The organism is Pseudomonas sp. AC355 (assembly GCF_979258205.1).
In genome coordinates this window covers 2072385-2089965 of sequence record NZ_OZ409843.1, presented here as the reverse complement: position 1 = coordinate 2089965, position 17581 = coordinate 2072385, and the positions used below count along the sequence as shown (strand labels likewise).

The 17581-nt window shown below is 58.3% G+C and carries 18 protein-coding genes; 8 read left to right on the top strand and 10 right to left on the bottom strand.

Features of this window, described 5'->3' with window-relative positions; translation table 11 throughout:
* Positions 1 to 3: 3 nt before the first annotated feature.
* Both ACZ0AI_RS09950 and ACZ0AI_RS09945 read right to left on the bottom strand, forming a co-directional pair.
* A complete protein-coding gene (locus ACZ0AI_RS09950) occupies positions 4 to 1170 on the bottom strand; it encodes a cyanate transporter (RefSeq protein WP_463565608.1) in 1167 nt (388 codons plus the stop codon).
* Positions 1167 to 2069 carry a DMT family transporter gene (locus tag ACZ0AI_RS09945; RefSeq protein ID WP_463565607.1) on the bottom strand — a complete coding sequence of 301 codons (903 nt, stop codon included), beginning with the start codon at positions 2067 to 2069 and terminating at the stop codon, positions 1167 to 1169. The genes ACZ0AI_RS09950 and ACZ0AI_RS09945 overlap by 4 nt, the downstream gene beginning before the upstream one ends.
* Positions 2070 to 2152: 83 nt before the next feature.
* Here ACZ0AI_RS09945 and ACZ0AI_RS09940 point away from each other — a divergent pair, with 83 nt between their 5' ends.
* Together ACZ0AI_RS09940 and ACZ0AI_RS09935 are read left to right on the top strand one after the other, a co-directional pair.
* Positions 2153 to 2650 (top strand): MarR family winged helix-turn-helix transcriptional regulator, encoded by a 498-nt coding sequence (locus tag ACZ0AI_RS09940; RefSeq protein WP_463565606.1) that lies wholly within the window; start codon positions 2153 to 2155, stop codon positions 2648 to 2650.
* A 212-nt stretch (positions 2651 to 2862) separates the two neighbouring features.
* Positions 2863 to 3249, top strand: a complete 387-nt coding sequence (locus ACZ0AI_RS09935) for a putative quinol monooxygenase (protein WP_463565605.1) — start codon at positions 2863 to 2865, stop codon at positions 3247 to 3249.
* A 240-nt stretch (positions 3250 to 3489) separates the two neighbouring features.
* On the opposite strand, the gene ACZ0AI_RS09930 is transcribed toward ACZ0AI_RS09935, so the two are convergent.
* Positions 3490 to 4383, bottom strand: a complete 894-nt coding sequence (locus tag ACZ0AI_RS09930) for a LysR family transcriptional regulator (RefSeq protein WP_463565604.1) — start codon at positions 4381 to 4383, stop codon at positions 3490 to 3492.
* Positions 4384 to 4477: 94 nt separating this feature from the next.
* Here ACZ0AI_RS09930 and ACZ0AI_RS09925 point away from each other — a divergent pair, with 94 nt between their 5' ends.
* On the top strand, positions 4478 to 5644 hold the full coding sequence (locus tag ACZ0AI_RS09925; protein ID WP_463565603.1) for an MFS transporter: 1167 nt from the start codon (positions 4478 to 4480) through the stop codon (positions 5642 to 5644).
* 100 nt (positions 5645 to 5744) lie between these two features.
* Here the strand turns inward: ACZ0AI_RS09925 and ACZ0AI_RS09920 are convergent, their stop codons facing one another.
* Positions 5745 to 6989: an MFS transporter gene (locus ACZ0AI_RS09920; RefSeq protein WP_463565602.1), complete on the bottom strand. Its 1245-nt coding sequence runs from the start codon at positions 6987 to 6989 to the stop codon at positions 5745 to 5747.
* A 61-nt stretch (positions 6990 to 7050) separates the two neighbouring features.
* On the opposite strand from ACZ0AI_RS09920, the gene ACZ0AI_RS09915 reads away from it, so the two are divergent.
* On the top strand, positions 7051 to 8049 hold the full coding sequence (locus ACZ0AI_RS09915) for an AraC family transcriptional regulator (protein WP_463565601.1): 999 nt from the start codon (positions 7051 to 7053) through the stop codon (positions 8047 to 8049).
* A 172-nt stretch (positions 8050 to 8221) separates the two neighbouring features.
* Here the strand turns inward: ACZ0AI_RS09915 and ACZ0AI_RS09910 are convergent, their stop codons facing one another.
* On the bottom strand, positions 8222 to 8695 hold the full coding sequence (locus ACZ0AI_RS09910) for a DMT family transporter (RefSeq protein WP_463565600.1): 474 nt from the start codon (positions 8693 to 8695) through the stop codon (positions 8222 to 8224).
* A 1-nt stretch (position 8696) separates the two neighbouring features.
* A complete protein-coding gene (locus ACZ0AI_RS09905) occupies positions 8697 to 10103 on the bottom strand; it encodes an amidohydrolase family protein (RefSeq protein ID WP_463565599.1) in 1407 nt (468 codons plus the stop codon).
* A 144-nt stretch (positions 10104 to 10247) separates the two neighbouring features.
* Between ACZ0AI_RS09905 and ACZ0AI_RS09900 the strand changes: the two genes are divergently transcribed.
* Positions 10248 to 11156 (top strand): LysR family transcriptional regulator, encoded by a 909-nt coding sequence (locus ACZ0AI_RS09900; protein ID WP_463565598.1) that lies wholly within the window; start codon positions 10248 to 10250, stop codon positions 11154 to 11156.
* A gap of 45 nt (positions 11157 to 11201) precedes the next feature.
* Here the strand turns inward: ACZ0AI_RS09900 and ACZ0AI_RS09895 are convergent, their stop codons facing one another.
* Entirely contained in the window at positions 11202 to 12386 is a 1185-nt protein-coding gene (locus ACZ0AI_RS09895) for an MFS transporter (protein WP_463565597.1), read from the bottom strand.
* 88 nt (positions 12387 to 12474) lie between these two features.
* Here ACZ0AI_RS09895 and ACZ0AI_RS09890 point away from each other — a divergent pair, with 88 nt between their 5' ends.
* Positions 12475 to 13269 carry an AraC family transcriptional regulator gene (locus tag ACZ0AI_RS09890; protein WP_463565596.1) on the top strand — a complete coding sequence of 265 codons (795 nt, stop codon included), beginning with the start codon at positions 12475 to 12477 and terminating at the stop codon, positions 13267 to 13269.
* 185 nt (positions 13270 to 13454) lie between these two features.
* Entirely contained in the window at positions 13455 to 13937 is a 483-nt protein-coding gene (locus ACZ0AI_RS09885; protein ID WP_463565595.1) for a GNAT family N-acetyltransferase, read from the top strand.
* 483 nt (positions 13938 to 14420) lie between these two features.
* Here ACZ0AI_RS09885 and ACZ0AI_RS09880 read toward each other — a convergent pair whose 3' ends face one another.
* Positions 14421 to 15200, bottom strand: coding sequence for an AraC family transcriptional regulator (locus ACZ0AI_RS09880; RefSeq protein ID WP_463565594.1), 780 nt, complete (start codon positions 15198 to 15200; stop codon positions 14421 to 14423).
* Between the two features lie 233 nt (positions 15201 to 15433).
* Here ACZ0AI_RS09880 and ACZ0AI_RS09875 point away from each other — a divergent pair, with 233 nt between their 5' ends.
* Positions 15434 to 15892 carry a VOC family protein gene (locus tag ACZ0AI_RS09875; RefSeq protein ID WP_463565593.1) on the top strand — a complete coding sequence of 153 codons (459 nt, stop codon included), beginning with the start codon at positions 15434 to 15436 and terminating at the stop codon, positions 15890 to 15892.
* Between the two features lie 392 nt (positions 15893 to 16284).
* On the opposite strand, the gene ACZ0AI_RS09870 is transcribed toward ACZ0AI_RS09875, so the two are convergent.
* On the bottom strand, positions 16285 to 16743 hold the full coding sequence (locus ACZ0AI_RS09870) for a GNAT family N-acetyltransferase (RefSeq protein WP_463565592.1): 459 nt from the start codon (positions 16741 to 16743) through the stop codon (positions 16285 to 16287).
* A gap of 467 nt (positions 16744 to 17210) precedes the next feature.
* Positions 17211 to 17573 (bottom strand): antibiotic biosynthesis monooxygenase family protein, encoded by a 363-nt coding sequence (locus tag ACZ0AI_RS09865; RefSeq protein ID WP_463565591.1) that lies wholly within the window; start codon positions 17571 to 17573, stop codon positions 17211 to 17213.
* Positions 17574 to 17581: the final 8 nt, after the last annotated feature.

The window sequence follows — 17581 nt, the reverse complement described above, 5'->3', positions numbered from 1 at the left end:
GCCTTAGCCGGTTCGCGTCTGAAAGTGCCCGCTACCCGGCTTGAAGCGCGCTGCCATGACCATCAGCGCCAACGTGGCGACGGCCATGGCCAGCCAGCTCAGGCGCAAGTCGTCGGTGTACTGGCGCAGCAGGCCAGCCAGCAGCGGGGCGCAGGCGGCGATCAGGTAACCACCGCCCTGCACGAAGGCCAGCAGGTCGCCGGTCTGGCGTGGGTCGTCGAGATGATCCTGGGCCACCACCAGCGAGAGCGGGAACAGCGCACCGATACCGATGCCCACCAGGATGCAGATCGGCACCACCAACTGCAGCGGTGCCAATAGCAAGCACAACAGGCCGGCCAGCAACGACAGCAGCACGACGGCAAGCAGAATGCGGCGATCCGCAAAGCGCGCCAGCAGGCTCGATGCCAGCAGCCCGGCGGTCACCTCACAAAGCGTCAGTGCTGCCAATAGCAGGCCGCTGGACTGAGCGCTCCAGCCCAATGCGGTGTAGTAGGGCGGCAACCAGGCCAGCACCAGGGTGTAGCCGGCTGTGCCGACGCCGAAGAACGCCATCAGCAACCAGGCTCTGGGCGAACGCCAGGCATCCAGATGTTCCACCTCGCCGCTCGGCGGCGCACTGTCAGTGGGTGCGGCTTTGTTCCAGAGCAGAGCCGCACCGACCGCCGGAAAAGCCCACAGCGCCAGAGCCCAGCCCCAGCCGACCCACTGCGCGAACCACGGCGTGAGGGCCGCGCCAAACGCGGCACCGCCCATGATGGCGCAGCTGTAAAAGCCGATCAGGCGGCCGCTGTCGTTGCTGAAGCGTGCCTTGATCAAGCCAGGCAAGAGCGCCTGTACGAAAGCGATGCCAGCGCCGGCCAACAGTGCGCTGACGATCAGCGGTGTCGCGTGCGGCTGCACTCCTCGGATCGCACAGGCCAGGGCGATCAGCACAACGCCGACGAGGATGCCGTTCTTCTCACCCAGGCGCCGGCGCAGTAAACCGGCAGCCAGTGCACCCAGGCCCATGATCACGATTGGCAGGCTGGTCAGCAGGCTGGCGCCAACATGGCCAAGGCCGGTGTCGAGCTGGATACGGTCGAGCAAAGGGCCGAGCGCCGCCAGCACCGGGCGCAGGTTGAGGCCGAGCAGGACGATGGCGATCAACAGCAATGACTGGCGCTTCATCGTTTGTTCTCCTGCGCACCACGCCAGGCCACCAGCAGCACACCACCGACGATGCACAGCGCCGCCAGCAGCATGTTCAGGCTGCCGCGTTCATCCAGCAGCGTCACCGCCATGGCCGCGCCCAGCATCGCCGCCACCGAGCCGATCTGGCTGAGGTACACCGCGCCAGCGAGCTTCTGCAGCACGAAATACAGGGCGTAGACGATGGCGAACAATGCCATCTGTACCAACAGCAGGGTGATCGCCAGGCCGCTGTTCAGGGTGGGGGCGAGCCTGACGTCGAACAGTGCCAGAGGCAGCAGGAGCAGGGCGCCGCCGAGCAACATGCCGGGCGCCAGCGACAGTGGGCTGGCACCTGCCGGCCAATAGCGCGAACGGTAGATATTGCCCAGGCCCAGAAACACCGGCACGGCCAGCGCGGCGATGATCCACAGCAGCGGGCTGTCGCCACTGTGCAGCTTGTCCAGCGCCAGCAGCAGGCTGCCGCCCAGGCCAATGCAGATACCCAGCAGGCGCACGCGGCTCAGTGGCTCCATGCGCAGCGCCAGTGCCAGCAGGTAGGTGATCAGCGGCGGAAACGCCAGGCACATGGAGGCGAAGCCGGCACCGACGTGGGGAATCGAGCTGAACAGCAAGCCATTGGGCAGGGCGATGCTGAGCAGGCCCGAGCCCAGGTAGTAGCGTTGCAGGGGAGGGCTTAGGCCCGGCGCCTCGCCACGCAGGCGGGTGAACACCAGCAACAGCAGACCACCACCCAGCAGGCTCCACAACAGATAGGCTACCGGCGCCCAGCCTGCTGCACTGGCCAGCTTGACCAGATTGCTGGTCAGTCCCATCAGCGCGCCGATGGCGAGCAACAGCAGCAGCGCGAGAAGTGGTCGTGAATTGGAGGGGGACATGGCTGGTTCCATCGGATGAATACGCTAAGATGGCAACATTCTTTTTGAAAAGTATCTTGATGGCAAGATAAATCGAGGGCGACATGCAGGATCGTGCACAACTGGCCGCCGAGCAGTGGCAACAGCAACGCCCGGATCTGGACGGGTTCTCCATGGCGGTGATCGGTCGCCTAGGTGAGTTGAGCCAGGTGGTCAGCCGTGATCACCTGCTGCCGTTCTTCGCCGCTTACGGCTTGCAGGCCGGTGAGTTCGACCTGCTCGCCACCCTGCGCCGTTCCGGCGAGCCCTATGCCCTGATGCCCACCGCACTGTACGAAAGCGCGATGATTTCCTCAGGCGGCATGACCAGCCGTATCGACCGCCTGGAAAAGGCCGGGCTGATCGAGCGCCGCCGCCACCCCAGCGATCGTCGCGGCATTCTGGTGGCGCTGACGGCGGCAGGCTTTGAACTGATCGACAGCATGCTCAGTGCCCATGTTGATAATCTGCAGCACGTTCTCGCAGCCCTCAGTGACGAGGAAAAACAGCAGCTGCATGCACTCACCGGCAAGCTGTTGGTTAGTCTGCAGTCGGGTGAATGAACGGCGGCGAACACACGTCTTTCAGAACCTTGATCATCGGCTTGATCGCCCAGGTGTGATCGCTGGCCACGCGCCGGTTGGCATGCAAGCCTGCAACTTCAGGCGGTCTCCGGCATATAAACCACTGCAGTAGACGCTGGAGCGTCGAAGGCAGCGTTCCCATGCAGAGCGTGTGAACGATAAAAAATTAGTCACTGAAGAGGAATGACATCATGCGTATATCGATGCTCTTGGGCGCCATGGTGCTGTCCTGCATTTTTGCCGGGCCAGCGTTTTCGATGGAGCCAGCGGGAACGGTTGTTCGTATCGCCCAGCTTGTTATAGATCCAGCACAGCTCGCTGCCTATCACGCAGCTGTAAAGGAAGAGATGGCCGACTCGGTTCGCCTGGAGCCTGGCGTTCTGGCGATCTACTCCGTTGCGGAGAAGGATCACCCGAACAAGCTCCATTTCTTCGAGATATACGCCGATGAAGCCGCTTATCAGAGCCACATAGCATCGCCTCATTTTCAAAAGTATCTGAAGACGACCAGTGGAATGATCTTGTCCAAGGAGCTTCTTGAAACAGAGCCTGTGCAGCTCAGTGCCAAGGCGAAGTGATTCTCTGGATGGGCAGGGCGTAGGGTGGACGACGCTTTATTCGTCCACCATCGGGTGGTTGCGGCGCTGGCTCATTAGAGTGTGATCCACCCTACGTCAGGATCGCTCCCATGCTCCAGCGTGGTAGCACAGTCCAGGGCGCTCCGCGCCCGTATGGGCCCATGAAGTCACCCAACAGCGGACGCGGAGCGTCCTGGAAGGCATTCCCATGCGGAGCGTGAGGAACGATCGGCTCTGCGCCTACATCCGGTGATGCTCGATCAGGAAGTCCACGAATACCCGCACCCGCACCGGCATGGCCGAGCCGCCTACGAACACCGCGTGAATCGGCTCCCGGTCGCCGGGGTTCCAGGCTTCCAGCAGCTGTATCAGGTCGCCTCGCTGCAGATCTTCGCTCACGCTGAACTCGCCGATGCGGGCGATGCCAGCACCTACCCGGGCGAGTTGTGCCAGCGCTTCACCGCTGCTGCATTCGATATTGCCGCTGACCTTCATGAAGAACTCGTTTCCATCGCGCACGAACGGCCAGTTGGGTTCGGCACGGCGGAAGTTGAAGCGCAGGCAGTTGTGCCCCAGCAGGTCTTCCGGTTCCTGGGGGAGGCCATGGCGCTTCAGATAATCCGGCGAGGCCACCACCACCTGGCCGGTGTCGCCGATCTTGCGCGCGGTCAGCGGGCTGTCGGGCAGATTGCCAAAGCGCACTGCTACGTCGGCCTGGCCGCCGAGAATGTCGACCACTTCGTCACCCAGGGTCAGGTCGACGGTGATGTTCGGGTAGCGCGCGCTGAAGGCTGCCACCAGGGGCACGATGGCCAGCCGCCCGTGGCCAAGGGCCGCGCTGACCCGTAAACGGCCCCTGGGTACGCCCTGGTCGGCGATGGCTTCTTCGACCTCGGCCATGTCCGCCAGAATACGCCGGGCGCCACGCAGGTAAGCCTCGCCCTCGGCGGTGAAGGTGATCGCCCGGGTGGTGCGCAACAGCAGGCGAGTGCCAAGACGCTGTTCGGTACGCGCGATGATCCGGCTGACCGCCGAGGGTGTCAGCCCCAATGCACGCGCGGCGGCCGACAGGCTGCCTTCCTGCGCCACCGTGGCGAACACGCTCATTTCACCTGAGCGGCCGTTGAAGTCCATTTGTGCTCCTAAAGCAAAAGTGCTTTCCAGAAATGCTATCTACCGCCTGAAAAGGCTTGATCGTAGCATTCGCAGCATAGATAAGGAGCCGCTCATGCACATCAATCCACCCCTAGTAGCACTCGCCATTGGTGCCTTCGGCATCGGCGTTACCGAGTTCGCCCCCATGGGCATGTTGCCGAGCATCGCCACGGATCTCGGTGTTTCCATTCCCGCGGCAGGCCTGCTGGTCAGTGCATACGCGTTGGGCGTACTGCTCGGCGCGCCGCTGATGACACTGACCACCGGCAGGATTCCCCGGCGTTATCTGCTGATCGGGCTCATGGCGATCTTCACCCTGGGCAACCTGATGTCCGCCCTGGCGACCGATTACTACAGCCTGATGGTCGCCCGGGTGGTCACCTCACTGAACCACGGTGCGTTCTTTGGCGTTGGCTCCATCGTCGCCGCCAGCGTGGTCGCCCCTGAGAAACGTGCCGGGGCGGTGGCGGCCATGTTCATGGGCCTGACCCTGGCGACCATCGGCGGTGTGCCGCTGGCTGCCTGGTTTGGCGAAGTGCTCGGTTGGCGCACCGCATTCTGGGGGATCACCGGCCTCGGCGTGGTGGCGATGGCCGCGTTGTGGTTCGCCTTGCCAAACCTGCCGGCGCCGAAGAGCGTTGGTGTAATGGCCGAAGTTCGCGCGCTGGGCCGTGGCCCGGTGCTGGGGGCATTAGCGCTGACCGTGGTCGGCTCGAGTGCGATGTTTACCGTGTTCACCTATATCGCGCCGATCCTCAGCAGCGAGACCCGTGCGTCCACGGCCTTTATCACCGCCATGCTGGTGCTGTACGGCGTGGGCCTCACGCTGGGCAACATGTGGGGCGGTAAGGCCGCCGACCGCTCCATCGACCGCACCCTGATCGTTTCGCTGAGCGTGCTGATTGTTGTACTGCTGGCGTTTACCGTACTGATGCGCTGGCCGCTGCCGGCCGCCGTGGCCATCCTGATCTGGGGCATCGCCAGCTTCGCCATCGTGCCGCCGCTGCAGATGCGCGTAATGGAGGCCGCCAAGGGCGCACCCAACCTGGCCTCGGCGGTAAATATCGGCGCCTTCAACTTCGGCAACGCGATTGGCGCTGCGCTGGGCGGCGCGGTGATCAACGCAGGGCTGGGATACCCGGCGATTTCACTGGCGGGGGCGGCGATGGCGGGGTTGGGGTTGTTGATGGTGTTGGGGTTTGCTTGGCGATCTCGAACTGTGGCGGCTGCGGTGGTGTGAGGGGCAGTGTGAATCGGGGACAGACCACGGCTTGAAATTAATCGTGGCCTATCCCTGATTACTTCCGGACGCTTCAGTCAGGAGTCGCGGATAGAGTGGCCTATTGCCTAACGTGTACTGCGCGACCTGCAGCCTCATCGTGCCGTGGCATCTCGACCCGAACTTTAAACCCGATGAAAAGAGCGGCGAGCAGCATTACACCGCCTCCGGTAATAAATACACCGGTCACGCCGCCCAATCCAAAGACAAGTCCACCCAACGCCGCGCCCGCTGCGATCGAGAATTGCACGGAGGCGACCACCATGCCGCCCGCTGTTTCCGCTTGATCCGGAACAGCGCGTGCGACCCAGTTAGACCACGCTACCGGGACGCCACCGAATGCCAATCCCCACAGCGCCACCAGCAGCACCAGGCCTGCTGTCTGGACGGGGAGCCAGATCATGGCAAGCGCTGCTACGCCCACCAGTGCAGGCATCAATATCAGAGTGGTACGCAAGCTGCGCTGCATTAGCCAGCCGGCCAGCAGGGTACCTACGAAGTTGGCTACACCGAACCCGAGCAGCACCAAAGACAACCCATCTACGTCAATTGCAGCAATGCTTTCGAGGCCAGGGCGGATGTAGGTGAACAGTGCGAACTGCCCCGTATGCGCCAGTATGCATCCCAGCATTCCCATTGCTATGCCATAGCGGCGGAGCAACTCCATCACCGATGCTGTTCGTACGCTTTTGCGTGGCGCCATGACGGGGAGCGTGAATAGCTGGAAGAGCAGAGTCAGAGCGCCAACAGCTGCTGCCGCTACAAAAGCACTACGCCATCCATATAGTCCGCCCATGTAGCTTCCTAGCGGTACCGAGACTACGGTACCGACGGCAATACCGCTGAAAATGATGGACAGCGCACGTGGGACGAGATTCGCCGGAACCAGGCGCATGGCAATGGCTGCAGCCATGCTCCAGAACCCACCCAATGCGATGCCTAATAGGACTCGCATCGCTAGGAGTACAGTGAGGCTTGAAGAAAGCGCCACCAGTAGGTTGGAGACTATCATCAGTACGGTGAAGCCCAGCAGCACCAGACGCCGATCAAGCTTGCGAGTCAGGCCAGGAACCAGCAGGCCAGCGAACAGCGCCACCACTGCCGTTACGGTCACCGCCTGGCCGGCAAGAGCCTCCGAAACGCCAAGGTCTTTAGCCATCGGGGTCAATAGACTTGCGGGTAGATATTCTGCAGTCAGTAACCCGAATACTCCCATCGCTAAAGAAAATACGGCCATCCAGGCCGACCCTGGTGACTCCACATTGACCGCATCGCCTGGTGCAGTATCAATCACATCATTGCTCATCTGAATAGATCCTAGATAACGATTACAGCCGAAAGTCTAGGGGCGGGAGCTAGGATGAACTATGATGCCGAGTCCAGTTTTTTTGATCGAAACACCGAATATGGCTGAAGTCGAACAATTTGCCTTGTCGTCCGATCTCATCAGCGAGCTGTTGACGGGCATGCGTCTGCGCGGTGTCCAGTATCGCCGCATTCAAACCGGCCCGTCGTTTGGCCTGGGCTTCGATGACAGGCCGAAACACGCGCACTTTTATTATCTCGCGGTTGGTACGGCCTACCTGCTTGCCGGTGACGGTGCTGTAAACGTGCTCTCGGCGGGCAGCGCAGTCTTCATGCCTCAAGGTACAAAGCATCAGTTGCTTTCGGACACGCAGATGTCATCTAAACAGATCGACAGCTTCGAGGCCGTGCCTTTAGGGGAGGCTGTTAGCGGGGTCGATACATGCCCCAGTACTCACCCAACGCCAAGCGCAGTACTTTTTTACGGTTGCATGGAGTTCGACCTGGGCGGCATGCATGGCCTTGGAAAGCTGATGCCTAGCGTCATGGTGGCTGACACCGAAGGGCAACGTTACGCTGGCCTCCTGCCCATTCTGGACGCTATGAAACGTGAGGTCTGCTCTGGGCGTATCGGCTTTGCTGGGATTCTTGCTCGATTGGCAGAAGTAGCTGCCGCGATGATCGTTCGTGGGTGGATTGAGTGCGGTTGTGAGAACGCCTCCGGCCTTGTAGCAGCGTTGCGCGACCCACGTCTCGCACGTGCGATATTGGCCCTGCATCGTCAGCCCGGTAAAGAGTGGACTGTTGCTGAGTTGGCTGCACAATCCTATGTCTCGCGTTCTGTATTTGCCCAAAGATTTCAGGCCACGATAGGCGTGCCGCCGCTGCGCTATGCCACGGAATTGCGAATGCGCCTTGCCAGCGAGTGGCTCAGCCAAGAGAAGCTGTCGATCGATACCGTAGCTCATCGTCTTGGCTATACCTCTCAAGCTGCGTTCAGTCGGGCATTCAAGCGAATTACCGGGCAGTCACCGGGAGCCATTCGGCAACTGCTTGCGTAAGCTGAAGCTAGCATGGTGCCCATCTATTCGATGTGGGCGAGGCTAGATAGTTACGTTCAGAAGAGGGGGCAGATTTATTTATTGGCTGTAACGAGCGCTTCTGGCCGGTAGCGGACACCCGCAACAGGCTGCTTTCGGCCAGAAGCGGATCTTTGGGATTGCAATTTCCATACTAGCCGGAGAAAAGCGCTGACCACCTGTCACTGAACAAGGCGATGGCCAGGCCGGCGAGCATCACCAGCGTGCCGATCAGCTTGACGGGAGACACCGGCCTTTCCAGTGCCCCCATCAATCCGAAGTGATCGATCACAAGTGACGAAATGATCTGCCCGGCAATAGCGAGGCCCAGCAGGGCTGACAGACCGATTTTTGGCGCAAGCACCACATAACTAAGCAAGGCACCGGCACCCAGCAGACCGCCCAGCAGGCTCCACCAGGGCTGGGCAGGTATAGCCGCCAGTGAGGCCACTATCCCGCCGCGCATCAATGAAAAGACGCCCAGGCATACCGCACCGGCAGTAAATGAGAACAGCGCCGCCGCTACGGAATCTCCACCCACACCTTTAGCGAGTTGGCCATTCAGCGTTGTCTGCAGGGTGATGCCAAGCCCCGCGCAGACGGCCAGGAGGTAGTAGGCTGCGTTCATCTCACGCCTCCTTACTTGGCTGACTCAGGGGCAGGAATGTCTCGGCAAAAATATCCTGCTGATAGCCTGCAGCAGCAAACAGATGCTCACGGGACTCGTCGATTGCGGCCCGCAGTTGCTCGCTGTCCACGCCCAGCACCTTGCCGCCGCGCTTGACGATGCGACCGCCAATGATGACCGTGTCGACATTGCTGCGTTCGGCCGCGTGTACAACGGTGCCGAATGCGTTGCCTGACGGGTAAAGGTTGATGTCCTGCGCGTTTATAAGGATCAGGTCGGCCTGTTTGCCGGGGGCCAGGCTGCCGACTTTGTCCTGCAATCCGGCACAGGTGGCACCGTCAACAGTGGCGGCTTTGAGCAGGCCATGAGCGGGCAGGGTCACCGGATGATGTTCTGCACCGCAGCAGCGCTGCTGGTGCATGCCCATGACGCGCTGCAGGTAGAACGCCACCCGCATCTCCATGAACATGTCACCGCTGTAGGAGGTTTCGTTATCGACACTCAACCCCGGGCTGATGCCGTGACGCTGGGCCGACTGCATGGCGAACATTCCATCTTCAATGCCGTAGTGGGCATCTGAACGCGGGCATACGTTGACCCGCACGCCAGCCTCGCGAAGGATTTTCCATCCCGCGTCGGGTAGCGCGGTGCAGTGGTTGAAGATATTGTCCGGGCCCAGCATTGCTTGCCGATGCAGCCCTTCGAGCTCGGCCGCCATCGCGCCGCCAAAAAACTCGGTAATGATCGGCAGGCCCAGTCGCCGGGCTTCAGCCCATAGCTCAGGTTCCAGCTGCGCCATCACCGCCAGCGAGAGCAGTGGGTTGTCGCCGTTCTTGACGTATTTTTCCTGCAGGCGCTCCAAGTTGCCGGGCCAATGGGCTTTGTCCCATTCACCAGAAACTGGCGCACCGGAGGCGTGTACAGAGCGGATACCAGCATCAAGCAGCGCCTCGACCGCGGCGTCGGAGTGAGCGCCGGTACGGCTGTTATGCGAGTTATCCACCACTGTGGTGATGCCCGCATCGATGCAGCCCAATGCGGTCAGCAGATTGCCGATATACATGTCAGCCGGGCGGTAGTATTTGGCGAACGAGAAGTGCGTGGCGTTGCAGTAGTCTTCCAAGGTTTCGGCATTCGGATTGACTCGACGCAGTTGCCCTTCCCAGGAGTGACGATGGGTATCGACCATGCCGGGCATGGCAATCATGCCGGATGCCTCGATCACCACAGCGTCGCCGGCTTCGATGTTTTCTCCGATGGCCGTGATGGTGCTGCCTTCGATAAGGATATCGCCGCACGCCAGATTGCCGATATCGCCGTCCATGCTCAGCACAGTGGCGCCGCGGATAAGTGTGCGGGCGGCCGGAGCGGCCGGGGCCTTCACGATGCTGCGGTTGTATTCAGTCATTTTCAGTACACCTCTTCAAATTTCGTTGGAAGAAATGTACGCAGGGCGATACTGCGGGAAAAAGATGGTTAAACTGTTTTTATTATTCAATATTGGCGAGTAATAACGTCTTTTCCGATCACTGCTTTGAGGCTGCTAACAGTCATGGATCGTATTCAAGCGATGCAGGTTTTCGTGCGTGTGGCTGAGGCAGGAAGCTTTATCCAGGCGGCGCAGACGCTTTCTTTGCCGGCCTCGACGGTGACCAGTAGCGTTAAAAATCTTGAGAAGTACCTGCAGGTGCGCCTGCTGAACAGAACCACGCGGCGGGTCGGCTTGACGCCTGAGGGCGCACAGTATCTGGCGCAATGCCGGGAAATATTGGAGCTGATCGAACACACGGAGACCAGCCTGACGGATTCAGTAAAAAGACCGCAGGGGCGTTTGCGTGTCGATATGCCGGGCGGCATTGCACACTTCATCGTTATGCCAAACCTGCAAGACTTTTACAGGCGTTATCCGGATATCTACCTGATGATAGGTGTCAATGATCGGCAGGTTGATCTGGTGCAGGAGGGTGTGGATTGCGTCATTCGCACAGGCGAGCTCGATGATTCAACGCTCGTTGCGCGCCCACTCGGCCGGTTTCGCTGGGTAACCTGTGCGTCTGCCGCCTATCTCGAAGAAAACGGTACTCCGCAAACTCCGCAGGATTTGTCTCACCACCGGGCCATCCATTACTTCTCGGGCCGCGCAAGGCAAACAGGCGAAATGCGCTTCGCCCGTGGCACCGAAAAGATCTCAGTCCCGGTGAGCGGCACAGCGGCTGTCAACGAGACTGGGCTCTATATAAAGATGTGCCTTGAAGGCTTCGGGCTGGTGCAACTCGCCGAGAACGTGGTTTCCGAGCATCTGCGAGAAGGTCGGCTGGTCGAAGTGCTTACTGACTGGCAGCCTGCGTCCGTGCTGGTCACCTTACTATATCCGCATCAGCGCTTTCTTTCGCCAACCGTGCAGGCATTTGCTGACTGGATCACCGGGCTCGTTCGCGACGGCGATTCAGCTACTTGCTGATCAGAAAAAAGCTGCCTTCTCCTGACTCAAAAACACAGACTCAGCTCAGCGATGAGCGGGTTCGAGTTGAACGTTACGCCCGGCCAGCATGCCGGTGAAGGCGCCGGCAATGGAGATTGCGGATGTGATCAACAGCGGTGCTGTCCAGCTACCGCTCCAGTCGTGCAGTTCGCCCAGCAGCAAGGGGCCTGCGGCTGCCATCAGATAGCCGACGCACTGCACCATTCCTGACAGTGCCGCTGTGTCGCCGGCATTTTTTGTGCGCAAGCCGATGAACGTCAGGCCGAGCATCATGCTGGCGCCAGAGCCGAAGCCCAGGAACGCGGCCCACAACATGGCGTAGCCCGGCGCATAAATAAGTCCGATCAAGGATAAGGTGGTTAACAGGCTGACGGTAACAGCTGCCAGTCTCTGGTCTTTGAGATGGCGAAGCGTGGCCGCCAGAATCAAGCCGGGTATTGCCGTGGTCAGTTGAAGCGTGCCGTGTACCGTTCCTGCTAGCTCGGGAGATATGCCATGATCCATCAAAATGGTAGGCAGCCAGCCTACGGCGACATAAAAAGGCATCGCATTCAGCCCCATGAACAGTGTGACCTGCCATGCCAGTGGCGATCGCCAGACGGACACGGTTGCGGATTGTTTTGGGCCGGACAGATTCACGTGATCGTGTTTTTTCAACTGCGGCAACCACACAACCAGAGCCAACAGCGGGGCTGCGACTAACAAACTCAGGGCAATCGGCCATCCCCATGACTGGGTCAGGGGAATGATAACGGCTGAACCGACAGCGCCCGCTGCGCCCATCGTGATGGAGTAAGCGCCGGTCATGGACGCCATTTTCGTTGAGAAGTCACGTTTAATCAGGCCGGGCAGCAGCACGTTTCCCAGGGCGATCCCGGTGCCTATCAGTATAGTACCGACGTACAACGCCCATGCGCTGCCTGTGGAACGGAGCAGGATGCCCGATGAAATGACCACCAGTGCACCGAAAAGCGTGCGCTCAATTCCGAACCTGCGGGCGACCGATGCGCTGAGCGGGGAGAAGGCGGCAAAGGCAAGTAATGGCAGTGAAGTAAGGAGGCCTAGAGCTGATGCGCTCAAGCCAAAATCATTCTGGATGAGCGGCAAAACGGGCGCGATGCCCGTAAAGGGAGCGCGCAGATTTACGGCAATAAGTAGAATGCCCGCGACGAGCGCGATGTCATGCCACTTGTTTTTTGTGTCTGACATATTCTCTATCTGTCCTCTGAAAAGAAGACAACTGTAGAGAGCTTCAGAATTATCTAATATAGATATCAAGACAGCCGATACCTATATTATGCCAATCTCAAACAATGTCGTTTCCTCGCCAGAAGATTTCGATTCAGACCTTTTTGCACAAGCAGCGATTGCCCTCAAGGTTGCACCCAAACTCAATCATTCGGGTGCCAGCCCGCATGATCATCGTAAAGGCCAGCTGATCCTGTCTTTGCACGGTGCGGTGAGCTGTGAGGTGCAAAATGCACTTTGGCTTGTCCCTCCCCAGCACGCGGTATGGATTCCCGGCGGCACGCCGCATAGTTGCCGCGTGACCGAGAACGCCCGAACCTGCTTTCTGTTCGTTGAGCCCGGCGCGGCAGTCATGCCTGAAGCGTGCTGTACGGTTGCCATCACGCCCCTTGTCCGGGAGTTGATCCTGCATCTTGCTGAACAGGAACCTTCTTATCTTTCCGAAGGCAAGACAGCACGGCTGGTTGCAGTCCTACTTGAGCAGCTTTCCGATGCGCCACTGAAAGAGCTGCATTTGCCGATATCCGACCACCCCAAGATCAAACAAATCGCGGATACGCTCTTTACAGACCCCGGCGACCGAACCACTTTGCGCGAGTGGGCTACCCGGCTTGCAACCAGTGAACGAACGCTGGCCAGACTTGTGGAAAGCACGACCGGGTTGAGCTTCGGACGCTGGCGCCAGCAACTGCATTTGATGATCGCACTGAGTCATCTGGCGGAAGGAGTCTCCGTGCAGCGTGTGGCGGGCATTCTGGGATATGACTCTGTTAATGCCTTCATCACGATGTTCAAGAAAGCCTTGGGTAAACCGCCTACACAGTATTTTTCCTCTCTGCGCTAATGCTCTGCTGGCTGATACAAAGCGCCGAGACTGTAGAACGATCACGATCTGTCTGCTACAGACCGGTAGCCGACCTTAGTCAAAGGAAGTTTCCGGCCTATGGCGATAACGCTCTGAGCAACAGGTCAATACACGGAGACGACTTGCTATGCTGCCCTCCCTATCGGCACGAATACGGACGGAGCATGGAAATTCGGCTGACCACAATCGAAGACTGGTTGCGCTTGAAGCAGGTACGGCTTGCTGCACTTCTGGATTCACCCACAGCCTTTGGCGTGAGCTATCAGGCGGCCGCCGATTACTGCGACGAGCAGTGGAAACAACGAGCCTCATCGACGGGTACGGTTTTCTGGTTGGCGATCGCCGATCACCAGGTACAGGGAATGATCGGAGCTTCGGTCAGCGAAGCGGGGCGCTTCAACCTGATCGGCATGTGGGTCGAACCGGCTGCACGAGGCCTCGGAGTGGCACCACGCCTGGTTGATTCGGTCAAAGCCCTCGCCCAGGAACAAGGCCATGAGCGCGTATACCTGGATGTCTCCCCGGAAAATGCGCGTGCTGCACGGTTCTATTTAAGGCAAGGGTTCTCATTTCTGGATGAGTGGGAGAGCCTGGAGAGTCATCCGCATATCCGAGTACAAACAATGGCCTGGACTGCTGAAGGATGAGGCAGAGTCGCGGCTTGGCCGGAAGCGGACTCTGGAAACTGGCCGCTACCGGCCAGAAGCGGACGTTTAGAGCAGAGAAATAAATCTGTTCTCTTTTCCCAATGGACATCATTGCGGCGTACGCAAGGCTATCGCGTGGTGCGCGCAGCACTCTCTACAAAAGCACCTTAGCACTTGGCGCCGCACAATTAGGCGAAGCATGGACTTCGCGTACACTAACGTTATGCTTGAGCCAATGCACTAACGAACAGCTCGTAGAGTGCTTGTGGTGGTATTGGGGGGGGGGATACGCAACTAGCACGGTTGAAGTTACAAGCGCCAGCTGAGTGCAGCGTGAGTGCCCCACCAGTTAAAAGAAAACTGATGCTCTGGCGACTCCTGAAGTAGCTGGCATTTCTTTCTTCATCTGTTCCGGCACATGGTTGAAGGTCTAGCCTGTAGCGTGCAGGATCGGGTTGGATGGTACAGCGGTTCTTACACCCATCAACTTGATCTAGAAATTGCCTCTTTGCTAATCAGTGTCTGCGCTCGCACATATTGTCCTGGCGTAACACCCATTATCCGACGGAACATGGCAATGAAAGCACTAATATTTTCGTAGCCAAGCTCAATCGCCGTTGTCGTCACTGACATCCCCTCGACCAATAGTTGAATTGCGCGCAACGTGCGTGCACGTTGTCGCCATTCAGAAAAACTAAAACCGGTTTCAGCGACCAGACGCCGGGCAAGTGTTCTAGGTGCCATACCTGACCAAGCAGCCCAATCCTCAAGTGATCTATTGTCATCAAGCTGAGCAAGTATCGCATCGGTGATACGCCTCAAGCGCGGGTCATTGGGGTGCGTCAGACCGATGGGTTCAGCGGGTGAGGTAGCAATTTCATCCAAGATGACTGCTGCAACCCGCGACTCCATTTCGTTGCGGGGTGGTTGTCCCCACGACGCAGCGCGGCTTACCGCTTCGCGCAGCAAACTGCTGACCCTAAATGTGCATGGCATTTGATGCAGGATCCCGCACTCTTGCTCCGCGATATAGACCATCGCTCCTGCAAAAGCGCCATGTGACATCATCGCGTGTGCGACACGGGGAGGTATCCAAATGGCATGGGTAGCCGGCACTATCCATGAGCCGCCGTCAGTGCTGACGGAAAGCAGGCCGGCAAGGCTTGCGATTAGTTGGCCTGTCGTATGAGTGTGGGGCGCCGTTTCGCGGATCGCCCGGTCGCATTGCTCTATCGCCAACAGTGGCATAAGCGCGCGGTTCATGGCTGGTTTACGTTATCCAATGTCATATCCGAGGTAGCCATATCCTGAATGCCTAATGGAGAATAAGACCGGTCAGAGGAATACTCAATGTCTAAAAATCGCAAATGTTGCTTCTCTTGGATTGGCCTGATTATGCGTACCTCTCACACATTTATTTTCTGTGTTTTGGCCGTAACAGCTGGATGCGCAAGCTCACCTCCCTATTTGCCCGTGAACCTTTAAAGGATCATTTGATGAATTCTAACCACATGGTGCATGCCGTCGATCATATTGGCTTCGCAGTCAGTTCATTGGAAGAAGCCATTCGCTTCTGGACAATTGGACTTGGGTTCACTCTTGAGCGTCAGTCGGAAATGGGCGGATCATTCATTTTGCAAGTAACCGGCACCGCCGATCCGAGCGTGCGAACGGCGATAGTCAAAGGCCCGGATGGCAGCCGAGTAGAGTTGCTGGAGTATTCGCAGGGTGACCGCCACGGTATCACTCCACCTACGGCATCAGCGATTGGTTCGGCGCATTTGGCATTGAGAGTGCAAGACATATACGCCGCACTCGAACGCATTGAGCAATCAGGCTGGAAAGCAAGAGGCAAGCCTCAAGCGATTCCCGCAGGCCCACGCAAGGGAACTCTAGTTGTATATGTGACCGGGCCAGATCATATCACTCTGGAGTTGATGCAGGCCAATGAGTAGCTTCCTGCCGAAGGCTGTTAAGCTTATTTCCCTAAAACAATTACTTAAAGCGCTCTCCGTCGCGCATGACGTCTCATGGCAAACATAAAGATCATCACCTTCAAGTATACAGCTGGCGTAATCATACACTTCGCCGGCCAAATAAAATTTGGATTTCCTTTCTGTCACTCCATTGCGCAGATCGAAAAGCTAAAGCCCTATTAGTTCGCTAGAGCGCAGATCACTAACGCGTAAAGGCGCAAATCTTAAATTACCGCCATATAGGATCTATCAATGACTGCTTTTGGCGGCGGACATTCCTGAATTAGCAGCTTCTAGCCTTTCGTCCCTGTTGCGAACATCCGCGCTCCCAGGCGTTTGCTCTCCATCTTATGCTGCAAACCTGAGCGAGTTCAAAGATCCCGCAGCATCAATCGCTGCTCCTTACCCCACGCCCGAAAAAACTCCTGCACCTGCCATCCACGCTTGGCGTAGTAGTCGCTGCGATCATAGGTGTGCAAGTACAACCGCGTGGTGCCGTTGGCCTTTGCGGCGTCGCAGATGCCTTCTATCAATTGTTCCGTCAACCCTCGCTTCCTTGCCTGCGGGGCGATAAAGACGCAGGCTAGCCAGGGCCCCAGCTCCGGGCGTTCGGGCAAGTCGTTGGCGGCAAGTGCAGCGCCGCCAAGTAGCTGGTCATTCTCTAGGGCGATCAGACATTGCCAATCACCGTTGCCCTGGCCTTCCGCGAATTCGCGTTGCCAATCGGCCAATGGCTGCTCAACAAACTCGTATGCGAACTGCTGATGCAGCCACTGCGCCAGGGTGTCGCTGTGTTGCATATGGTCACGCAGCCAAGCCAGGCGGGGCATGTGAGAGTCTTCCTTGTTTTTGGATCAGTACGCGTATGTGGCCGCAAGGAGGGAATAGGGTCAAGCGCAACGGTGAAAAGGTGACTGAAACGGTGACAGATTTATTTTTCTTCCGGAATGACCGCTTCTGGCCGAGGCTGTGTAAAAACTTTTTTGAGCGCGACAGGTACTCAAAACCGGACTGGAAATCGCGCATCTGGGCGAAATCCACATCTGCTGACGCGCCGATAAATTTCAGATTTCACGTAGAGATGCGCACTTCAATTTTGACGAAGCGTTTTTACACACCCTGGGCCGGTAGCTGCCCGTCGTCACCAGCTGCTACCGGCCAGGTGCGGTCAGTCGATATAGTCTCCGATCAATGGCGATCCAGCCTGATCGCAATAAAATCGCCACACTGAACCGCTGAATTTGATCTGACAGTCATAGGCTTCAAAGCAGGTAACTGTCAGATCAAATCGCGATCACTACAAATGAGCGACATCTGGCCTGCATGTTTCTGACAGCGGCCAATTCTGATCATCATGTTTTCCAGTAGTAAAAGCCGCCCCCTCGATATGGTAAACCTTCGGTTCTTCCGAAAAATATTCCTCCAAGCCCAGCATGAATATCCGATGGTCTTCACTCGCTTCGAAGCCCGGCGTGTGATCCTCGAGTGAAGCCCAGCGCACTATCAGGTTGAATTGCTCGGGGGTTTCAATTCCTTGCGCGAGCATGTGGCCGCCGTAACCCTTTGCGCGGGTGAGCAAAGGCGCAACTTCGGCGAATGCACGTCTGAACGCTTCAGTGCGTTCTTTGTGAACGGGGAGTAGAGCGATCTCATAAATCATGGTGTTCC